The sequence below is a fragment of the Bordetella bronchialis genome, from assembly GCF_001676705.1.
GTDB lineage: Bacteria > Pseudomonadota > Gammaproteobacteria > Burkholderiales > Burkholderiaceae_B > Bordetella_C > Bordetella_C bronchialis.
Window position 1 is genome coordinate 5,271,686 of sequence record NZ_CP016170.1, and the last position, 17,562, is coordinate 5,289,247.

A 17,562-nucleotide genomic window follows, 5' to 3' on the forward strand; every position below is an offset into this window, starting at 1 on the left:
GTTCCCGCTGAGTATGTCGCGTCAGGCCGGGCCGCGCTAGGCCGGGCCCAGGGCCGCGTCGCGGTGCAATAATCCCGCCCATGGACTTCGCAACCCGTATCGCCACGTGGCAGCAGCGCCACGGGCGCCACGATCTTCCGTGGCAGAACACCCGGGACCCCTACCGCATCTGGCTGTCGGAAATCATGCTGCAGCAGACCCAGGTGAGCACGGTCATCCCCTATTACCAGCGCTTCCTGGAACGCTTCCCAGACCTGCATGCCCTGGCCGCCGCGGACCAGGAAGCGGTCATGCCATACTGGGCCGGCCTGGGCTACTACGCGCGCGCCCGCAACCTGCATCGCTGCGCGCAGGAAATCGCGCGCGACTGGGGCGGACGCTTTCCCCCGGACGCGGCCGCCATCGCGACATTGCCGGGCATCGGGCGCTCCACCGCGGCGGCCATCGCCGCCTTCGCCTACGGCGAGCGATCGCCCATCATGGACGGCAACGTCAAGCGCGTTTTCGCCCGGCATTTCGGCATAGCCGGCGACCCGGCACGGCGCGAGACGGAAACCCGGCTGTGGGCGCTGGCGGACGCGCAATTGCACGACGGCGCGGGTCACGGCGTCGATATGCCGGCCTATACGCAGGGATTGATGGACCTGGGCGCGACCGTCTGCATACGCGGCAAGCCGCTGTGCGAACGCTGCCCCGTCAACGAAACCTGTATCGCGCGGCGCGAGGGCCGCCAGGCGGAACTGCCCACCCCGAAGGCGCGCAAACCCTCTCCCGAACGCAGCACCGGGATGCTGGTCCTGCGCCACGAAGGCCGGATATTGCTCGAACAGAGGCCGGCAACGGGAATCTGGGGCGGTCTTTGGAGCCTGCCGGAATTCGACATCGCGCAGGATGCGCGCTCGGCCTGCCAGGCCCTGGGCGCGACCCCGGCGCAGGCCTTCGAGCTGGCGGCGTTTTCGCATACGTTCACGCATTTCCGCCTGCACGTCCGGCCCTGGTACGTGGTCCTGGCGGCGCCGCCTTCCAAAGACGATCGCGCATGGCGATGGGTGGACGCATTCCAGACCGCCCAGGTCGCGCTGCCCGCGCCGGTTCGCAAGCTGATCGACGGTTTGTTCGCGGCAGGGCTGCCGGAAGACGCCATGGCGCCGGCGGCCTAGCCGCGCCGGCCTAGGCCTTCACGGAACGATGCCGGTTGACACTCATCAGCATGCCGCAGGCGACACCCACGGTAAGCAAGGCTGTCCCGCCATAGCTCATGAATGGCAACGGCACCCCCACCACGGGCAGGATCCCCGTCACCATGCCGATGTTCACGAACACATAGATGAAGAACATCATGGTCAGCGATCCGCTGAGCAGCCGGCCGAATTGTGAGGTGGCCCGCGTGGCGATAGTCAGCCCGCGCGCGATCAGCAGCCCGTACAGCACCAGGATCAGCACGCCGCCATATAGGCCGAACTCCTCGGCATAGACCGCGAAGATGAAGTCGGTGGTGCGTTCCGGGATGAAGTCCAGGTGCGTCTGGGTGCCCTTCATGTAGCCCTTGCCATACAGGCCGCCCGAGCCCACCGCGATCATGGACTGGATGGTATGGAAGCCCTTCCCCAGGGGATCGGAACTGGGATCCAGCAGGGTGCACACGCGGTGCTTCTGGTAGTCGTGCAGGACCACCCAGTCCACCTCGGGCTGGCAAAGCTGGCCTTCGTAGCTGACCAGCGTGCCGATGCCGATGACGCCGGCCAGCACCACGGGTATCAGCAGCTTGAACGACAAGCCGGCGAAGTAGATGACGCAGAAGCCGGCGCCGAACACCAGCAAGGCGGTGCCCAGGTCGGGCTGCCGAACGATCAGCAGGAAGGGCACGCCCAGGAGCACCGCGGCGAACAGGAAGTCCCGTATGCGGACCTGCCCTTCGTGCCGCTGGAAGTACCAGGCCAGCATCAGCGGCAGCGCGATCTTCATCATCTCGGAAGGCTGGATGCGCGTGACGCCCAGGTTCAGCCACCGCGTGGCGCCCTTGCTGGTTTCGCCGAACAGCTCCACGGCCAGCAGCAGCGCCACGCCCAGCACATAGGCGGGCGGCGCCAGCTTCATCAGCATCTTGGGCGGAATCAGCGCCACCGCCCACATGGCGAAGAAGGCGATGATGAAATTGCGCGACTGGTCCGCGAAGCGCCAGTCGGTACTGCCGACCGCGGAATGCATGACCGTCAGGCCCAGGGCCGTCAACAGCAACAGGATGAACAGCAGCGGCCAGTCGAAAACCGTGACCACGCGCAGCAGGATCAGCGCCAGGCGTTTCATCGATTGCTCTCCTGCGCGGCGGCGCCCGCATTGACCGCGGTGCCGGGCTGGCGCGGCGGCATGTCGGTCGTGTTGACCGCCACGTCGGGACGCCGAGGCGGCGTTCCCGGCTTGCGCGCGGGCGCGGGAGGCGTGGCCGCCGAGGCCACCGCGCGCGGCGCCGCGGCCCCGGGCTGGCCGGCGGCGACATCGGGCTGCCGCGGCGGCGTGTCGGGCTGGTCGCGCAGCAGCCAGGCATCGAACACCTTGCGCGCGATCGGCGCGGCCGCGCTGGCGCCCCAGCCGGCGTTTTCCACGATCAGCGCCACGGCGATGCGGGGATGGTCCACCGGCGCGAAGCCCATGAACAAGGCGTGGTCGCGCAGGCGCTCGTCCACCGAGCTGGCGTGGTAGCGGGCGCCGCGCAGGCTGTACACCTGGGCGGTGCCGGTCTTGCCCGCCGCCTGGTAGGCGGCGCCCCGGAACGCCTGCCGGGCGGTCCCCACGCGCACTACGTCGGCCATGGCGTTCTTGACGACATCCAGGTTGGCCTGGTGCAGCGGTATCTGGTAATTGGGCGTACTGGGCGTGTCGGCGAAGGCGCCCGTGCGGGGATCTTCCACCGCGTGCACCAGGTGCGGCTTGCGGTACAGGCCATTATTGGCCAGCGTGGACGTGGCCTGCGCCAGCTGCAGGATGGTAAAGGCGTTGTAGCCCTGGCCCACCGCCACGGACACCGATTCGCCGGCATACCAGCGCTGCTTGTCCTTGTCCTTGTAGGCGCTGCGCTTCCAGGCGGTAGACGGCAGCACGCCGCGCTTTTCCCCGTCCAGGTCGATGCCGGTGATCTGGCCGAAGCCGAACTGCTTGGTGAAATCGTGCAAGGCATCCACGCCGATTTCGGGCCCCAGCGAAAAGAAATAGGTATCCGAGGACACCACCAGCGCCTTGTGCATATCGGTGGGACCGAACACCGCGCCGGCGGCATTGCGGAACTTCTGTCCGCCGAACTCGAAATAGCCGGGATCGGGAATGCGGTCGGTGGCGCGGCGCTTGCCCAGCTCCAGCGCCGCCATGGCGACGAAGGGCTTGTACGTGGAACCGATCGGGTAGGTGCCGTAGATGGGGCGGTTGATCAGGGGATGGTCCGGCGATTCGTTCAGCATGCGCCAGTTGTCGACGTCGATGCCATCCACGAACAGGTTGGGGTTGAACGAAGGCTGCGAGACGAAGGCCAGGACTTCGCCCGTGTCCGGATCGATGGCGACCAGGGCGCCGCGCTGGTCGCCGAAGGCTTCCTCGGCCACTTTCTGCAGGCGCAGGTCGATGGACAGTTCGATGTCGGAGCCGGGCACGGGATCGATGCGCCGCAGGGTGCGCACCGGGCGGCCGCCCGCCGTGACCTCGACTTCCTCCAGGCCGGTGCGGCCGTGCAGTTGGGCTTCCCAGCTTTTCTCTATGCCCTTCTTGCCGATGACATCGGTGCCGCGATAGTTGCCGAGCTGGCCGCTGGCTTCCAGTTCTTCGATATCGCCTTCGGAAATGCGGCCGATATAGCCGACCACATGCGCGGCGGATTGGCCCTCCGGGTACTCCCGCACCCAGCGCGCGCGCAGCTCCACGCCGGGAAACTGGAACGCGTGCGCGGCGAACCAGGCGGCTTCCGTGTCGTTCAGGTTGTCGCGCAGCGTCAGCGTGGCGTAGCGGCTGTTTTCCGCGATGCGGCGCTTCAGCCTGCGCTGGTCGGCGGGGCTGATGTACACGACCGGGGTCAGCGCCTTGAACAGCGCATCGATGCTGCCCACCTGGGCCGGGACGATCTCCAGGGTGTAGGTGCGGTAGTTGCGCGCCAGGACCGTGCCGTTACGGTCCAGGATCTCGCCGCGCCGGGGCGGGATGGGCACCACCGCGATGCGGTTGCGGTCCGCCCGCTCGGACAGGCCTTCATAGCGGTCCACCTGCAGCATCCAGAAGCGACCGATGAGCAGCGCGAAGCACAGCAGCGCCGCCAGGCCGCCCACCCAGGCCCGGAGCCGGAAGCGCTGCTTCTGCTGGGCGCCGGTTTTTTTGAATTCGAACATGTTCGGAAAAGACGATCAGACCGATGCCGATTCGGCATCGTCGGCGCCGCGCGTGGGCAGGTGCAGCAGCCAGCCGACCAGGGGCCAGAGGGCCGCCGTCAGGGCCGCGCCCACCGCCCAGTCCCAGCCGGGCCATCTGCCGGCGATCCAGGCCTTGATCAGGACGGTGACCAGCCGCGCCACGAAAAAAATCGGCAGCATGTGCATCGCCTGGCTCCAGAGATCGAAGCGCTGCAGCCGGCGATGCAGGATGACGGCGCCGTAGGCGACCAGGGTATAGGACAGCGCATTGCCGCCCAGCACGCCGGCGTCATGCACGTCCATCAGCAGTCCGAACACGAAGGCGGTGACCATGCCGATGCGCCGCGGCTCGTGCACGCACCAGAAGGCGATGACCAGGATCAGGATGTCGGGCGCCTGCGCCCACAGGCGCCAGGGCAGCAGCGAGATCATCCACACCAGCAGCACCGAGCCCCACACCATGACGGCGTGGGCCGGACGCGCGACCCGTTCCGGCTCGACCGTCCGGCGCGGACGCACCACCGAGCGGGGTTCACTCCGGTTTATCGGACTCACTGGAATCGGCCTCCTGGCGGTTGACTTCGGCGCGCTTGACGTCGACCTGCAAAACAAGGAAGTGGCGATACCGTTCCGGATGGGCCAGCGGCTCGGCCATGGCGCGCGCGAAACCGGATGCGGTATCGCGCTCCACCTTGGTCACCTTGGCCACCGGCAGGCCGGCCGGGAACAGGCCGCCCACGCCGCTGGTGATAATAGTATCGCCCTCTTTGATGTCGGCGTTCGCGGCCAGGTAGCGCACTTCCATGCGCCCCGGCTGGTTGCTGCCGAACGCGATCAGCCGCAAGCCGTTGCGCAGGATCTGCACGGGGATGGAGACCTGCTCATCGGTGACCAGGGCCGCCTCGGCCGTCATGGGGGTGACGCGCACGATCTGGCCGACCACGCCGCCTTCGTCGATCACCGGCATGCCCGGCGCCAGCCCCTGCCTGCTGCCCTTGTTGAATACCAGCCGCTGATTGAAGGCGTTGGGCGGCTCGTAGAGCACTTCCACGACCACCGCCTGCTGCGCCAGGGTGTCGGTCACGCCCAGCAAGCGGCGCAGCTGGGCGTTTTCCGCGGCCAGCTGTGCCGCGTGGGTGGCGACCTGCGCGAGTTCGATGCGCTGGCGTTGCAGGGCTTCGTTTTCCGACCGCACCAGGTTGGCGGCGTTGTACCACTCGTTGACCTGCTGCACGATGTCGCGCGGCAGCAGCACGGCGCGCTGGAAGGGATACAGCGCGACGGAGACGGCGCGCCGCACGGGCTCCAGCATGCGCCATTGCGAATCGCCCACCAATAGCGCCAGGGCCAGAACGACCAGGATGGCCAGCCTTGCCTCGGCGGGCAGGCCATGTCGGAACAGCCGCGGTGTGGTGGCGTTAAGTTGGGGCATGGATACTCACGGGCTTATGGCCCGGTGCCGGCCGCCCACCGTAGCCGCTCAGGCAAAGCGGCCGCGGCCAGGGGCATGAATCAGTCGTTGATGAAAATCGCGCCGAGCTTTTCCAGATGCTCGAGCGCTTCGCCGCAACCCCGCACGACGCAGGTCAGCGGATCATCCGCCACCACCACCGGCAGGCCGGTTTCTTCCTGCAGGAGGCGATCCAGGTCGCGCAGCAGCGCGCCGCCGCCGGTCAGCGCGATGCCCTTGTCGGTGATGTCCGCGCCGAGTTCGGGGGGCGTTTGCTCCAAGGCGATTTTCACCGCCGACACGATCTGGTTCAACGGGTCGGTCAGCGATTCCAGGATTTCGTTGGACGACACCGTGAAGCTGCGCGGCACGCCCTCGGCCAGGTTGCGGCCCTTCACTTCGATTTCGCGGACTTCCGAACCGGGGAAGGCGGAACCGATCTGCTTCTTGATCAGCTCGGCCGTGGGCTCGCCGATCAGCATGCCGTAGTTGCGGCGTATGTAGTTGACGATGGCTTCGTCGAACTTGTCGCCGCCGACGCGGACCGAACCCTTGTAGACCATGCCGCCCAGCGAAATCACGGCGACTTCGGTCGTGCCGCCGCCGATGTCCACCACCATGGAGCCGCTGGCGTCGGAAACCGCCAGGCCGGCGCCGATGGCGGCGGCCATGGGTTCCTCGATCAGGTAGACGTGCGAGGCGCCCGCCCCCAGGGCCGATTCGCGGATGGCGCGGCGTTCCACCTGGGTGGAACCGCAGGGCACGCAGACGATGATGCGGGGGCTGGGCGCCAGCATGTTGCGCGGATGCACCATGCGGATGAACTGCTTGAGCATCTGCTCGGTGACGGTGAAGTCGGCGATGACGCCGTCCTTCATGGGGCGGATGGCTTCGATGTTGCCGGGCACCCGGCCCAGCATCTGTTTGGCTTCGTGGCCGACGGCCTGGATGATTTTCTTGCCGTTCGGGCCGCCTTCGTGGCGGATCGCGACTACGGATGGCTCATCCAGCACGATGCCTTTGCCGCGAACGTAGATCAGCGTATTGGCCGTGCCGAGGTCGATTGCCATATCGCTGGAAAAATAACTACGCAGGAATCCGAACATGGATATAGGCTCAGCTAGATCAGAGAATTTGGGACATGACTGCGACCGGACGCCAGCCAGAACGGCGCGCCTGCGGGTGCAGCGATTAAACCGTGAATGATAACTTATAATTTCAGGGGAAATAGGCCGCAAATCCCGGCTATTCCAGGCTTTGTAACCACTGCTGGGCTGCCATGTAACGGCGGCGCCGGCGCCTCCACACTTTTTACACTCCCATGGCGCTGAACGAAGAAGACGTGGCCCGCATCGCCCGGCTGGCCAGAATCGAGCTCACCCCCGAGAGGCGCGCGCACGCGCTGCAAGAGCTCAACGGCATGCTGCATATCATCGAGCGCCTGCAACAGGAAGACACCCAGGGGGTCGAGCCCATGGCCCATCCGCTGTCCGCGCTGGACGATGTGGCGCTGCGCCTGCGCGACGACGCCGTCACGGAAGCCGGTTCCGAAACCCAGCGCGCGGCGCTGATGAGCAATGCGCCCGAAGCGCAGGACGGGCTGTTCCTGGTCCCCAAGGTGTTGGAGTAGCCATGACCAAACCCGCCCTGCATACCGAATTCGCCGATATCGCCGCGCTGCGCCTGGCCCTGGACCGGCGCCAGGTCAGCGCCGTCGAACTCGCTTCCAGCGCGCTGGAAGCGGCCCAGGCCGCCTCGACGCTGAACGCCTTCCTGCACATCGAGCCGGAGCTGACCCTGCAACAGGCGCGCGCGGCCGACGCCGCGCTGGCCGACGGCACGGCGGGGCCCCTGACCGGCGTGCCCATCGCCCACAAGGACGCCTTCGTCACCCGCGGCTGGCGCACCACGGCGGGCAGCCGCATGCTGGAAGGCTATGTCAGCCCCTTCGACGCCACGGTGGTGGAACGCCTGCGGCAGGCCGGCGCCGTGTCCATCGGCAAGCTGAACTGCGATGAGTTCGCCATGGGTTCGGGCAACGAGAACTCCGCCTACGGCCCCGTGCGCAACCCCTGGGACACGGACGCCGTGCCCGGCGGCTCGTCCGGCGGATCGGCGGCCGCCGTGGCGGCGCGGCTGGTGCCGGCCGCCACGGGCACCGACACCGGCGGCTCCGTGCGGCAGCCGGCTTCCCTGTGCGGGGTGACGGGCATCAAACCGACCTACGGCACGGTCTCGCGCTTCGGCATCGTGGCGTTCGGCTCCAGCCTGGACCAGGCCGGCCCGCTGGCCGCCAGCAGCCGCGACGCCCTGGCCCTGCTCGACGCCATGGCCGGCTTCGACCCGCGCGACGCCACCAGCGTGGAACGCTGCGGCAAGGACGCCAACGAGCCGGGCCGGGTCAGGCGCGATTTCGACGCCGCCCAGGCCGCCCATGACGCGGCCGGCGCCAAGCCGCTGGACGGCCTGCGCATCGGCGTGCCGGCGGAATACTTCGGCGACGGCCTGACCGACGAAGTCCGCGCCGCCGTGGAGGCCGCCCTGGCCCAATTCGAGGCGCTCGGCGCCCGGCGCGTGGAAATTTCCCTGCCGCGCACCGAACTGGCCATCCCGGCCTATTACGTCATCGCGCCGGCGGAGGCCTCCAGCAACCTGGCGCGCTACGACGGCGTGCGCTATGGCCACCGCGCGGCGCAGTACGGCGACCTGACCGAAATGATCAGCCGCTCCCGCGCGGAAGGCTTCGGCGACGAAGTCCGCCGCCGCATCCTGATCGGCACCTACGTGCTGTCGCACGGCTATTACGACGCCTACTACCTGCAGGCGCAGCGCCTGCGCCGCCTGATCGCGCAGGACTTCCAGCGCGCGCTGGCGCAGTGCGACGTCATCATGGGGCCGGTGGCGCCCACCGTGGCCAAGAACATCGGCGAAAACCGCGACGACCCGACCGCCGACTGGCTGGCCGACGTCTACACGCTGGGCGTCAGCCTGGCGGGCCTGCCGGCGATGTCCGTGCCCTGCGGCTTCGGCACGGGCGCGCATGAACGGCGCCCGGTCGGCCTGCAAATCATCGGCAACTATTTCGACGAAGGCCGCCTGCTGGCCATCGCCGACCGTTACCAGCAGGTGACGGACTGGCACCAGCGCGTAGCGCGGTGGAGCAACTGACATGGAATGGGAAATCGTCATCGGGCTGGAAACGCATACCCAGCTTTCCACCGAATCCAAGATTTTTTCGGGCAGCAGCACCCGCTTCGGCGCCGCGCCCAATACGCAGGCGAACCTGGTGGACCTGGCGCTGCCCGGCAGCCTGCCGGTCATGAACCGCGCCGCCGCGGAACGCGCCATCCGCTTCGGGCTGGCCGTCGGCGGCCAGGTCGCGCCCCGCTCCATCTTCGCGCGCAAGAATTACTTCTACCCCGACCTGCCCAAGGGCTACCAGATCAGCCAGTACGAGATCCCGGTGGTCAGCGGCGGCACGATTTCCTTCTTCGTCGGCGAAACGCCCAAGACGGTGCGCCTGACCCGCGCCCACCTGGAGGAAGACGCCGGCAAGTCGCTGCACGACGAATTCCACCTGGCCAACGGCGCGCCGGCCAGCGGCATCGACCTGAACCGCGCCGGCACGCCCCTGCTGGAAATCGTCAGCGAGCCTGAAATGCGTTCCGCGGCCGAGGCCGTCGCCTACGCCCGCGCGCTGCACAGCCTGGTGGTGTGGCTTGGCATCTGCGACGGCAACATGCAGGAAGGCTCGTTCCGCTGCGACGCCAACGTATCGGTGCGCCCCATGGGACAGAAGGAATTCGGCACCCGCACCGAGATCAAGAACGTCAACTCCTTCCGCTTCCTGGAACGCGCCATCGTCTACGAGGCGCGGCGCCAGATCGAGCTGATCGAGGACGGCGGCACGGTCGTGCAGGAAACCCGCCTGTACGACGCGGACCGCGACGAAACGCGCAGCATGCGCAGCAAGGAAGACGCGCACGACTACCGCTACTTCCCGGATCCGGACTTGCCGCCGCTGGTAATTTCCCAGGCCTGGGTCGACGAAGTGCGCGCCACCATGCCAGAGCTGCCCGCCGACAAGCGCGCCCGCTTCGAAAGCCAGTACGGCCTGTCCGCATACGATGCCGCGCAGCTCACCACCAGCCGTGGCATGGCGGATTACTTCGAAGCCGTGGCGCGTGCCCTGCCGGACGGCCAGGCCAAGCAGGCGGCCAACTGGATCATGGGCGAACTGGCCGCGGCGCTGAATCGTTCCGAGATCGACGTGGCGGCATCGCCCGTGGCCGCGCCCGCGCTGGCCGCGCTGATCGCCCGCATCCTGGACGGCACTATCTCCAACAAGATCGCCCGCGAGGTCTTCGCCGGCATGTGGGCAGGCGAGCAAGGCGGCCAGCCCGACGCCATCATCGAAGCGCGCGGCCTGAAGCAGATCAGCGACACCGGCGCCATCGGCGCCATGATCGACGAGGTGCTCGCGGCCAACCCTGCCGTGGTAGAGGAATACCGCGCCGGCAAGCAGAAGGCCTTCAACAGCCTGGTCGGCCAGATCATGAAGGCCGCCAAGGGCAAGGCCAATCCGCAGCAAGTCAACGAGCTGCTGAAGCAGAAGCTGGGCTGACCCGCCCGGGGCTGACCTGCCCGGGGCTGACCCGCCCGGGGCTGACCCCAGGGGTCACCTGCCCGGGCCGAGCCGCCCGGGACTGGCCGGCCCGGGCGTCACGCGCCGATCTCTCAGGCCGTGACGCCGTACTTCTGGCGATAGGCCAGCACCGCCTGCCGGTGCTCGGCGAAGTCCGCCGCATTGTCCAGCAGCTTCAGGATATCGGCCAGCGAGGCGATGCTGACCACGGGGATGCCGTAGGTGCGCGCGACGTCCTGCACGGCGGAGTGCGCGGACAGCGCATCGTCCGGTCCCGCGCGCTCCATGCGGTCCAGCGCGATCAGGACCGCCGCCGGTTCGGCGCCGGCGGCGCGGATGATGTCCACGGACTCGCGCACCGAGGTGCCGGCGGTGATGACGTCATCGATGATCACCACCTTGCCCTTGAGCGGCGCGCCCACCAGTACGCCGCCCTCGCCATGGTCCTTGGCTTCCTTGCGGTTGTAGGCGAAGGGGATGGCGCGGCCGCCCGCGCGGGGATCGGCCGCCAGCGCCATGGCCGTCGCCGTGGCCAGGGGGATGCCCTTGTAGGCCGGCCCGAACAGCATGTCGAAGGACAGGCCCGAATCCAGCAGCGCCCCTGCGTAGAAGGCGCCCAGGCGATTCATGGAGGCGCCGTCGCTGAACAGGCCGGCGTTGAAGAAATACGGGCTGATGCGCCCCGATTTGACCTTGAAGCTGCCGAAACGCAGCACGCCCTGGTCCAGGGCGAAACGGACAAACTCGACGGAAGGGGCGGCGGAAGCGGTCATACGGTCACCGGAAAAACGGGGGGAAATCGGCGGAAACCGGAATTATGCCTGCTCCGCGGCGGACAGCCATTTCGAGTACGCTAGCGGCCTTGTTCCAACTTCCCCTCCGCCATGCTGCGCATCATCTCCGCCAACCTGAACGGCATCCGTTCCGCCGCCAACAAAGGCTTTTTCCCCTGGATCGCCAAACAGAACGCCGATTTCATCTGCCTGCAGGAACTGAAGGCCCAGGCCGCCGACATGACGCTGGAAATGCTGAACCCGCCGGGCCTCTATGGCTACTTCCACTACGCGGAAAAAAAGGGCTACAGCGGCGTGGGGATCTATGCCCGCACCCAGCCGCTGCAGGTAATCGAAGGGCTGGGCGTCCCCGAGATCGACAGCGAAGGCCGCTACCTGGAACTGGTCTACGACCGCCACTCCATTATTTCGGTCTACCTGCCCTCCGGCTCCAGCGGCGAACACCGCCAGACCGCCAAGTTCGCCTTCATGGAGCATTTCTACAGCCACCTGGCCACGTTGGTGAAATGCGGGCGCCAGGTAGTCCTGTGCGGCGACTGGAACATCGCCCACCAGGAAATCGACCTGAAGAACTGGAAGGGCAACATGAAGAACAGCGGCTTTCTTCCGGAGGAGCGCGCCTGGCTCACCAAGGTATTCGCCGACCTGGGCTGGACGGACGTCTACCGCCGCCTGCACCCCGAGACGACCGGAGAAGCCTATACCTGGTGGAGCAACCGCGGCCAGGCCTATGCCAAGAACGTGGGCTGGCGCATCGACTACCAGATCGCCACGCCGGAGATCGCCGCCACCGCCACGGCGGCCGCGATCTACAAGGAAGAACGCTTCAGCGACCATGCGCCGCTGACGATCGACTACGACACCTCCCTGTAGCCCGTCGCGCCCGCGCTGTTCCGGACCGCCGTACGCGGCGGGCGGCGCGCCTAGGCGACGCGCCGCCCCGCCACGCCGGCGACACTGTGCAGGAATTCCTCCGGCGCCATCGGTCGGCCCAGCAGGAAACCCTGCAGCGAGTTGCAGCCCAGCCGCGTCAGGAACTCCTGCTGCTCCTGCGTCTCCACGCCCTCGGCGACGATCTGCAGATTCAGCGTCTGGCCCAGGGCCACGATGGCCGAGACGATGGCGGCATCCTCGGTATCCCGTTCCAGTTCGCGCACGAAACCGCGATCGATCTTCAATTCGCTGGCGGGCAGGCGCTTCAGGTACATCAGGCTGGAATAGCCCGTGCCGAAATCGTCGATGGAAATCTTCACCCCCATCTCGTGCAGCTGCTCCAGTTTGGCCATGGTGGCGTCCACGTCCCGCATCGCCGTCGATTCGGTGATCTCCAGCGTCAGGCTGGGCGCGGGCAAGCCGTACCGGGCCAACGCGCCACGGACCGCCTGCACCAGGCCGGCATGATTGAACTGCTGCAGGGACAGGTTGACCGCGACGGACCAGTCGGGATGGCCGGCGTCGTTCCACGACTTCATCTGCCGGCAGGCTTCATCCAGCACCCACTCGCCGATATGGATGATCAGGCCGGTCTTTTCCGCCAGGGGGATAAAAACCGCCGGCTGCACCATGCCCCGCACGGGGTGGTTCCAGCGCAGCAGGGCTTCCGCGCCGATCACCGCGCCGGAAATCGCATCGAACTTGGGCTGGTACTGCAATAGCAACTCGTTGCGCGCCAGCGCATGGCGCAGGTCGCGCAGCATCTCCACCTGGTTCTGCACGTCCTGGTTCATGGACGCTTCGAAATAGCAGTACGTGTTGCGCCCGGACGACTTGGCGAAATACATGGCGGCATCCGCATTGGCCAGCAGCTCATGCTGGTCCCGTCCGTCGCCGGGGTAGACGGCGATGCCAACGCTGGCGGACACATGCAACTGGTGCCCCTCCACGTCGAAGTCGTCCTCGATGATTCTTACCAGCTTGGCGGCGACGGTCGCGGCGTCGGCGGGGTCGTCGATCTGCGTCACCAGGACGAACTCGTCACCGCCCAGGCGCGCGACGGTGTCCTGGGCCCGCACGTTGGCGCGTATCCGTGCCGCCACCCCGACCAGCAGCAGATCGCCGATGTGATGGCCATAGGCGTCGTTCACCGGCTTGAAGCCGTCCAGGTCCATGAACATCACGGCGAAGTACGTCCGCTCGCGGGCGGCGGTATGCATCGCCTGATGCAGGCGGTCTTCCAGCAGTAGGCGGTTGGGCAGCTTGGTCAGGTTGTCGTGCAGGGCCAGATAGGTCAGCTCTTCGTTGGCCTGCGCCAATGAAGACGTCAGCACGGACGTACGCGCTTCCAGCCGCAAGTCCAGCACGGAGATGATCAGCGCGATGGCAATGACCGACAGCGTGACGACGATGATGACGATGGCCAGCCAGTTGCTGTCCACGCCGCCGCGCGCCGCGCCGCACAGGCTGCCCAAGGGAAACCGCGCCGCCGCCATACCGGTGTAGTGCATGCCCACGATGGCGCCGCCCATCACCAGCGCCGCCCCGGCCCGCAGCAGCCGGACCCGGCGGCGCGCCTGGCGCAGCTTGAAGGCGATCCACATGGCGCAGCCGGAGGCCAGCACGGCGATCAGCACGGACAGCACGAACAGCGCCGGCTGGTAATCGATGCCCGGCGTCATCCGCAATGCGGCCATGCCGGTGTAGTGCATGCCCGCCACGCCGGCGCCCATCAGCAGCGCGCCGCCCGCCAGGCGGCTCCACGGCAGGGTGTCCTGGCAAATCATCCACAGGGCGAAAGCCGCGGATACGATGGCGATCAGCAGGGACGCCGCGGTCAGGAACAAGTCGTATCCCAGCGGAATGGGCAGGCTGAAGGCCAGCATGCCGACGAAATGCATGGACCATATCCCCACCCCGATGGCGCAGGCGCCGCCGGCCAGCCACCAGCGCGCCGCCTTGCCGCGCGCGGTAGCGGTGCGGCTTGCCATGTCCAGCGCGGTCCAGGAGGCGAGCACCGCCACCGCCATCGAGCACAGCACCAGCGCGCTGTTATAGCTGCCCACGTACATTTCCGATCCTCGATAAACGGCTGATGGCGCGGGTGCGCCCCCCCGAGGTCCGGCGGGAATGACCGTTTACGGGATATCGGCAAAATCCAAAACAAATTTAGGAAAATTTACATAATGTTGTAATTTTTACGCGTCTACCTACACTTGCGCGCGGGGCAGCTGCCGCACCACCAGCACATCGCAGGGCGCCTTTTCGATCAAGGCGTCGGCCACGCTGCCGATGGCCGTGCGCATGAGCCCGGTGGCGCCATGCGTGCCGGTGACCAGCAGCTCGCAGTCGGTCTGGTCGGCATAGGCGATGAGGACGCGCTCGGCCAGGCCCGCCGCCACCTGGATACGCGGTTTCTCCCGGCCATGCAGCTCGGGCGTGCTGTCCAGGAACTGCGCCGCGGCCTCTTCCGCCGTGCGCTGGAAGCCCTTCGCCGTGACCTCGTCCTTGCGGCTGCCAGGCATGTCGAAGGCATGGAAAAGCGTGATGTCGGACACCGGCAATAAAGCCAGGGCGGCCCGCAAGGCCGGGCGTCCGCCCTCGGAGAAGTCGCTGGCCACCAAGGCGCTGCGATACGGCCGCCGCGCCCGGCGCTTGACCACCAGGACCGGCGCCGTCGACTCGCGTACCAGCTTTTCCACGGTCGTGCCCAGCAGGATGCGGCCCAGCGTCTCGTCGCGCGCCACGCCGGCGACGGTGAGCGAGCATCCGTTCTCGTCGGCGACCTCGCGCAGCAGGCGCACCGGGTCCCCGCAACGGACCATGACCTCGACATTCACATCCAGGCCATCCAGATCGCGCAGCAAGGTGCGCCGGGCTTGCGCTTCCCTTTCCCCCGCGTGGTGCTGTGGCGCCAGCAGGGCCCGCACCTGGGATTCGATGACGTGCAGGGCGATGACGGACGTACCGAACTGCCGGGCCAGCAGCATCGCGCGATCCAGCGCGCGATCGCCACGCGCGCTCAGGTCCGTGGCGAGCAGAATGGGCCCCGAAAAGCTATGCATGATTTGTCTCCCGGAATGATTCCCCGCCCCAAGGTCCATTCTCGTTCTGTCTGGCGCGGCCTCTTCGGGCCGGCCGGGCGGCGCGCGACTACGGCGCCGCCTGTCCCCGCACGAGCATCACATCGCTGGGCAGCGATTCCAGCAGCCTTTCGGCCACGCTGCCGACCATCGCGCCCATGAGCCCTTTCATGCGCTGCGCGCCCGCCACCACCAGATCGCAGCGCGACTGGAACGCGTAATCCGACAATAGCGTTTCGGGCTCGCCATAGCGCACCGCCGTGTCCGCCGGCACACCGGGCGGCAAATCGGCGATGCCTTCCAGGAAGCGCCGCATCTCGCCGTCCAGGTCGCGTTGCAGCGACTCGGGCGCGCGGGCCGCATCGCCCGGTATGCCCAGCACGGTGTCGCAGGCATGGAACAGCGTCAACGGCGTGCCGGGCAGCAGCCGCGCCGCCTGGCGCAGCGCCAGGCCGGACTCCGGTGAAAAATCCGTCGCCACCACGGCGCTGGGATAGGCGCCATGCGGCCTGTTCTTGACCACCAGCACCGGCACGGCCAATTGCCGCACCAGTTTCCTGACGGTGGATCCCAACAGCAACTTGCCCAGCGACTCATTGCGCCCGACGCCGGTGACCACGACTCCGCACCCCGACGCCTGCGCATGCTGCAAGATCTGTTCCGCCGCGTCGCCCGTTTCCACCCGGATTTCGTGATCGACGCCGGCCCCGTCCAGATCCAGGCCCAGGCGATAGCGGGCCCACAGACGGTGATCTTCGCTAAGCCTGTGCCACGATGGCGTGCCACCCGCGCCAGCGGGCACGCCGGGCTCCAGCACATGCAGCGCGACCAGCCGCGTTTCCAGCGTGCGGGCCAGCACCACGGCCCGGTCCAGGGCGCGGTCGCCCTGCGCGCTAAGGTCGGTGGCCAGCAGGATGGGGGCTACGGACGGACGGTGCGCGGACGTCGACATGGAGGTCTCCGGGTTTGCCTTGGACCATTATCGCGCGCCGCCGGCGCAAAACAATGCGCTCAGGCCGCGCGACCGGCGGTTGGATCCCGCGGCCGGACCGCCATGGCGCCTAAGCCTGGTCGAGCGCCCGGATTTCCGTCCGCCGCAGATACAGCAATACCAGGCCCGGCAGCGCGATCAGCACCGTGGCCAGGAAGAACGCCGCCCATCCCACGTGCTCGACCAGCACGGGCGTCAGCGGGCCGGCCAGATAGGTGCGGCCCACCGCCGCCATCGCCGAGAGCAGCGCGAACTGGGTTGCCGAGAACTCCTGCCGGCACAAGGCCATGACCAGGGCGACGAAGGCGGCCGTCCCCAGGCCGCCGCACAGGTTTTCCATGCCGACGGCGCCCACCATCAGGGCCAGGACGCCCGGCTTGACGGCTACCAGCCAGTAGCCCAGGTTGGACACGGCCTGCAGCACGCCGAACAGCATCAGCGATCGGTACAGGCCCATGCGCGCCATGAGGGAGCCGCCCGCCAGCGCGCCGGCGATGGTGGCCCCCAGCCCCAGCACCTTGTTCACGGTACCGACTTCGGTGGGCGTGAAGCCGCCGCCACGCAGCAGGAAGGTGGTCGACAGGGCGCCCGCGAAGGCGTCGCCCAGCTTGTACAGCACGATCAGGATCAGCAGCCCCATGGCGCCGCGCCGCGAAAAGAACTCGCGCAAGGGTTCGGACACCGCGTCGGCCAGGCTGCGCGGCGAGGGCGCCGGCCGGTCGGGCTCGGGCGCCCAGACGGTGGCCAGTATGCACAACGCCATCAGGCCGCCCATCAATACATAGGTGTTGCCCCAGCCCAGCCAGCCGTCTGCCAATACCAGGGCGAGCCCGCCCGACACCAGCATGGCGATGCGATAGCCCAGCACCTTGACCGCCGCGCCGGCGCCGCGTTCTTCCTTGTGCAGGACGTCGGTGCTGTAGGCATCGAAGGCGATGTCCTGGGTGGCGGAGAAAAAGGCCACCGCGACCGCCAGCAGGGCCAGCGGCATCAGGGCCCGGTCGGGCGACAGCAATCCCATGCCGGCGATGCCGGCCGCCAGCGCCAGCTGCGTCGCCAGCATCCAGCCGCGGCGCCGTCCCAGCACCGGCACGGCGTAGCGGTCGACCAGGGGCGCCCACAGGAATTTCAAGGTGTAGGCGGTGCCCACCAGCGTGAGAAAACCGATGTCCTGCAGCGATACGCCGGCCACCGTGGCCCAGGCCTGCAGCGTCCCGCTGGTCAGCGCCAGCGGCAAGCCGCTGGAAAATCCCAGCGCCAGCAAGGGCGCCACGCGGC

15 protein-coding genes are annotated in these 17,562 nt (G+C 67.8%); 5 read left to right on the top strand and 10 right to left on the bottom strand.

What is annotated here, in order from left to right:
* The first annotated feature begins 80 nt into the window (after nt 1-80).
* The gene (gene mutY, locus BAU06_RS23090) at nt 81-1,160 is read left to right on the top strand and encodes an A/G-specific adenine glycosylase (RefSeq protein WP_066356147.1); all 1,080 of its coding nucleotides are present in this window, start codon (nt 81-83) and stop codon (nt 1,158-1,160) included.
* A 10-nt stretch (nt 1,161-1,170) separates the two neighbouring features.
* On the opposite strand, the gene rodA is transcribed toward mutY, so the two are convergent.
* The 5 genes from rodA to BAU06_RS23115 all read right to left on the bottom strand — a co-directional run bounded on the left by rodA (nt 1,171) and on the right by BAU06_RS23115 (nt 6,944).
* The gene (gene rodA / locus BAU06_RS23095; RefSeq protein ID WP_066356152.1) at nt 1,171-2,307 is read right to left on the bottom strand and encodes a rod shape-determining protein RodA; all 1,137 of its coding nucleotides are present in this window, start codon (nt 2,305-2,307) and stop codon (nt 1,171-1,173) included.
* A complete protein-coding gene (mrdA, locus tag BAU06_RS23100; protein ID WP_082988429.1) occupies nt 2,304-4,367 on the bottom strand; it encodes a penicillin-binding protein 2 in 2,064 nt (687 codons plus the stop codon). The genes rodA and mrdA overlap by 4 nt, the downstream gene beginning before the upstream one ends.
* A 15-nt stretch (nt 4,368-4,382) precedes the next feature.
* Nucleotides 4,383-4,850: a rod shape-determining protein MreD gene (mreD, locus tag BAU06_RS23105; protein WP_082988599.1), complete on the bottom strand. Its 468-nt coding sequence runs from the start codon at nt 4,848-4,850 to the stop codon at nt 4,383-4,385.
* Between the two features lie 70 nt (nt 4,851-4,920).
* Complete coding sequence (gene mreC / locus BAU06_RS23110) at nt 4,921-5,820, bottom strand: rod shape-determining protein MreC (protein WP_066356156.1); 900 nt, start codon at nt 5,818-5,820, stop codon at nt 4,921-4,923.
* A gap of 80 nt (nt 5,821-5,900) precedes the next feature.
* Entirely contained in the window at nt 5,901-6,944 is a 1,044-nt protein-coding gene (locus BAU06_RS23115; RefSeq protein WP_057653883.1) for a rod shape-determining protein, read from the bottom strand.
* A gap of 215 nt (nt 6,945-7,159) precedes the next feature.
* On the opposite strand from BAU06_RS23115, the gene gatC reads away from it, so the two are divergent.
* The 3 genes from gatC to gatB are packed head-to-tail and all read left to right on the top strand — an operon-like array spanning nt 7,160 to nt 10,462.
* Nucleotides 7,160-7,468 (top strand): Asp-tRNA(Asn)/Glu-tRNA(Gln) amidotransferase subunit GatC, encoded by a 309-nt coding sequence (gene gatC, locus BAU06_RS23120; RefSeq protein ID WP_066356162.1) that lies wholly within the window; start codon nt 7,160-7,162, stop codon nt 7,466-7,468.
* A 2-nt stretch (nt 7,469-7,470) separates the two neighbouring features.
* Nucleotides 7,471-9,006, top strand: coding sequence for an Asp-tRNA(Asn)/Glu-tRNA(Gln) amidotransferase subunit GatA (gene gatA / locus BAU06_RS23125; RefSeq protein WP_066356164.1), 1,536 nt, complete (start codon nt 7,471-7,473; stop codon nt 9,004-9,006).
* A 1-nt stretch (nt 9,007) separates the two neighbouring features.
* Nucleotides 9,008-10,462 carry an Asp-tRNA(Asn)/Glu-tRNA(Gln) amidotransferase subunit GatB gene (gene gatB / locus BAU06_RS23130; RefSeq protein WP_066356167.1) on the top strand — a complete coding sequence of 485 codons (1,455 nt, stop codon included), beginning with the start codon at nt 9,008-9,010 and terminating at the stop codon, nt 10,460-10,462.
* A 113-nt stretch (nt 10,463-10,575) separates the two neighbouring features.
* Here gatB and pyrE read toward each other — a convergent pair whose 3' ends face one another.
* Nucleotides 10,576-11,256, bottom strand: coding sequence for an orotate phosphoribosyltransferase (pyrE, locus tag BAU06_RS23135; RefSeq protein ID WP_066356168.1), 681 nt, complete (start codon nt 11,254-11,256; stop codon nt 10,576-10,578).
* A 111-nt stretch (nt 11,257-11,367) separates the two neighbouring features.
* On the opposite strand from pyrE, the gene BAU06_RS23140 reads away from it, so the two are divergent.
* Nucleotides 11,368-12,150 (top strand): exodeoxyribonuclease III, encoded by a 783-nt coding sequence (locus BAU06_RS23140; protein WP_066356169.1) that lies wholly within the window; start codon nt 11,368-11,370, stop codon nt 12,148-12,150.
* Between the two features lie 50 nt (nt 12,151-12,200).
* Here the strand turns inward: BAU06_RS23140 and BAU06_RS23145 are convergent, their stop codons facing one another.
* From BAU06_RS23145 to BAU06_RS23160, 4 genes are all read right to left on the bottom strand, one after another.
* Entirely contained in the window at nt 12,201-14,282 is a 2,082-nt protein-coding gene (locus BAU06_RS23145; protein ID WP_066356171.1) for a putative bifunctional diguanylate cyclase/phosphodiesterase, read from the bottom strand.
* Nucleotides 14,283-14,420: 138 nt separating this feature from the next.
* Nucleotides 14,421-15,275, bottom strand: coding sequence for a universal stress protein (locus BAU06_RS23150; protein WP_066356173.1), 855 nt, complete (start codon nt 15,273-15,275; stop codon nt 14,421-14,423).
* An 88-nt stretch (nt 15,276-15,363) separates the two neighbouring features.
* The gene (locus BAU06_RS23155; protein ID WP_066356175.1) at nt 15,364-16,245 is read right to left on the bottom strand and encodes a universal stress protein; all 882 of its coding nucleotides are present in this window, start codon (nt 16,243-16,245) and stop codon (nt 15,364-15,366) included.
* Between the two features lie 109 nt (nt 16,246-16,354).
* A complete protein-coding gene (locus tag BAU06_RS23160) occupies nt 16,355-17,557 on the bottom strand; it encodes a muropeptide transporter (protein ID WP_231933944.1) in 1,203 nt (400 codons plus the stop codon).
* Between the last annotated feature and the right edge of the window lie 5 nt (nt 17,558-17,562).

Coding starts and splice junctions, on each gene's coding strand:
- mutY (WP_066356147.1), top strand. CDS start 81: ATGGACTTCGCAACCCGTATCGCCACGTGGCAGCAGCGCCACGGGCGC.
- rodA (WP_066356152.1), bottom strand. CDS start 2,307: ATGAAACGCCTGGCGCTGATCCTGCTGCGCGTGGTCACGGTTTTCGAC.
- mrdA (WP_082988429.1), bottom strand. CDS start 4,367: ATGTTCGAATTCAAAAAAACCGGCGCCCAGCAGAAGCAGCGCTTCCGG.
- mreD (WP_082988599.1), bottom strand. CDS start 4,850: ATGGTGTGGGGCTCGGTGCTGCTGGTGTGGATGATCTCGCTGCTGCCC.
- mreC (WP_066356156.1), bottom strand. CDS start 5,820: ATGCCCCAACTTAACGCCACCACACCGCGGCTGTTCCGACATGGCCTG.
- BAU06_RS23115 (WP_057653883.1), bottom strand. CDS start 6,944: ATGTTCGGATTCCTGCGTAGTTATTTTTCCAGCGATATGGCAATCGAC.
- gatC (WP_066356162.1), top strand. CDS start 7,160: ATGGCGCTGAACGAAGAAGACGTGGCCCGCATCGCCCGGCTGGCCAGA.
- gatA (WP_066356164.1), top strand. CDS start 7,471: ATGACCAAACCCGCCCTGCATACCGAATTCGCCGATATCGCCGCGCTG.
- gatB (WP_066356167.1), top strand. CDS start 9,008: ATGGAATGGGAAATCGTCATCGGGCTGGAAACGCATACCCAGCTTTCC.
- pyrE (WP_066356168.1), bottom strand. CDS start 11,256: ATGACCGCTTCCGCCGCCCCTTCCGTCGAGTTTGTCCGTTTCGCCCTG.
- BAU06_RS23140 (WP_066356169.1), top strand. CDS start 11,368: ATGCTGCGCATCATCTCCGCCAACCTGAACGGCATCCGTTCCGCCGCC.
- BAU06_RS23145 (WP_066356171.1), bottom strand. CDS start 14,282: ATGTACGTGGGCAGCTATAACAGCGCGCTGGTGCTGTGCTCGATGGCG.
- BAU06_RS23150 (WP_066356173.1), bottom strand. CDS start 15,275: ATGCATAGCTTTTCGGGGCCCATTCTGCTCGCCACGGACCTGAGCGCG.
- BAU06_RS23155 (WP_066356175.1), bottom strand. CDS start 16,245: ATGTCGACGTCCGCGCACCGTCCGTCCGTAGCCCCCATCCTGCTGGCC.